1 protein-coding gene is annotated in these 2,050 nt (G+C 51.2%); it reads right to left on the bottom strand.

Annotated features, from left to right (window positions below; all coding sequences use genetic code 11):
• Nucleotides 1-2,050 (bottom strand): beta strand repeat-containing protein (locus K6Y31_RS21955; RefSeq protein WP_233055163.1); only part of this gene is annotated, 2,050 nt, incomplete at both ends.

Genomic DNA, 2,050 nt, shown 5'->3' with positions numbered 1-2,050 from the left:
AAGGTCAAGGTGGTGGTGTCCTCGCTGCCCGGAATCTCATCACTGCCAGTCTGGTCATTGATGGTAGTCTCGATGACCGAGTTACCTTTCACTAAGTTCTCGTAGCTGCCGCCGTTGGTGTTACCCAATGACACGTTGAATTTTTCACCACTGTCAGCAATGGCATCATCAAGGGTTGCAACCGTAAAGTCAGTTGATAGGGTGCCCGCTTTAATGACTACGTCTTGGGTTTGTGCAATCACGTCACCGTTGTCGGTGGTGATATGACCGGTGATCACTTGTACCGTTAAGTCTGTTGCTGGCGCCTTATCCACGCTCACGGTGTAAGTCGCGCTTTCACCTTCGACTACGCTAGTCGCACCGCTTAAGGTCAAGGTGGTGGTGTCCTCGCTGCCCGGAATCTCATCGCTGCCAGTCTGGTCGTTGATGGTGGTTTCAACTACCGAGGTGCCTTTCACTAAGTTCTCGTAGCTGCCGCCGTTGGTGTTACCCAGTGACACGTTGAATTTCTCACCGCTGTCTGCAATGGCATCATCTAAGGTCGCCACGGTAAAGTCAGTTGATAAGGTGCCCGCTTTAATGACCACGTCTTGGGTTTGTGCAATCACGTCACCGTTATCGGTGGTGATATGACCGGTAATCACTTGGACCGTTAAATCCGTCGTAGGCGCCTTATCCACGCTCACAGTGTAAGTCGCGCTTTCACCTTCCACTACTGTCGTCGCACCGCTTAAGGTTAAAGTGGTGGTGTCTTCGACGCCTGGGACTTTGTCGCTGCCGGTTTGGTCATTGATGGTAGTCTCGATGACCGAGTTACCTTTCACTAAGTTCTCGTAGCTACCGCCGTTGGTGTTACCCAATGACACGTTGAATTTCTCACCGCTGTCTGCAATGGCATCATCTAAGGTCGCCACGGTAAAGTCAGTTGATAGAGTGCCCGCTTTGATCACTACCTCTTGGGTTTGTGCAATCACGTCACCGTTATCGGTGGTGATATGACCGGTGATCACTTGGACCGTTAAATCCGTCGCGGGCGCCTTATCCACGCTCACGGTGTAAGTCGCGCTTTCACCCTCAACAACCGTTTCATCGCCGCTTAATTTCAGCGTCGTGGTATCTTCTGGTGTCGGAGGGGTCACGATGCTGTCATCAGTAATGGTCGCGGTACCCGCTGCGTTCAAGGTATCTGCGCCGCTCACTAACTCAGCATTTAATGAATAGGTTTCAGGTGTTTCTTTGATGGCGTCATCAATGGTTTGTGTGCGCACGAGCACTTCTTGATCGCCGCCATTCGTCAAGACGACTTGGCCGTTTGATACCGCCCATGTTTGGCCGCCATCTAAACTCACTTCAAAAGCGGCTTCATAGTCATTGCCATCCGCCGTGCCATCTGCCAGTGACAGGGTCAACACGCTGCCCACGGCCGCTTTGCCCACATTAACCGTGAAGGTCGCTTGCTCACCTTCTATAACGTCAACATTGTTGGCATTGGTGTTCGGGTTCACAATTAAGCTGGTACTATCATTGTCGGTGATAGTAGTTTGTACCACTGTATTATCTTTAACTAAGTTTTCAAAACCACCGCCAGTGGTGGTGCCTAGCGTGACGTTAAATAGTTCATTGCCTTCGGCAATGGCATCATCAAGGGTTGCAACCGTAAAGTCAGTTGATAGAGTGCCCGCTTTGATCACTACCTCTTGGGTTTGTGCAATCACGTCACCGTTGTCGGTGGTGATATGACCGGTGATCACTTGGACCGTTAAGTCAGTCGCGGGCGCGTTGTCCACACTCACTGTGTAAGTCGCGCTTTCCCCTTCGACTACGCTAGTCGCACCACTTAAGGTCAAGGTGGTGGTGTCCTCGCTGCCCGGAATCTCATCGCTGCCAGTTTGGTCATTGATGGTGGTTTCAACTACCGAGGTGCCTTTCACTAAGTTCTCGTAGCTGCCGCCGTTGGTGTTACCCAGTGACACGTTGAATTTTTCACCACTATCAGCAATGGCATCATCTAAGGTCGCCACGGTAAAGTCAGTTGATAAGGTACCTGCTT

This window comes from Motilimonas cestriensis (assembly GCF_021295315.1).
Lineage (GTDB): Bacteria > Pseudomonadota > Gammaproteobacteria > Enterobacterales > CBDFNC01 > Motilimonas > Motilimonas cestriensis.
The sequence above is the reverse complement of the archived record's forward strand: the minus strand, read 5'-3'. Positions and strand labels throughout refer to the sequence as shown.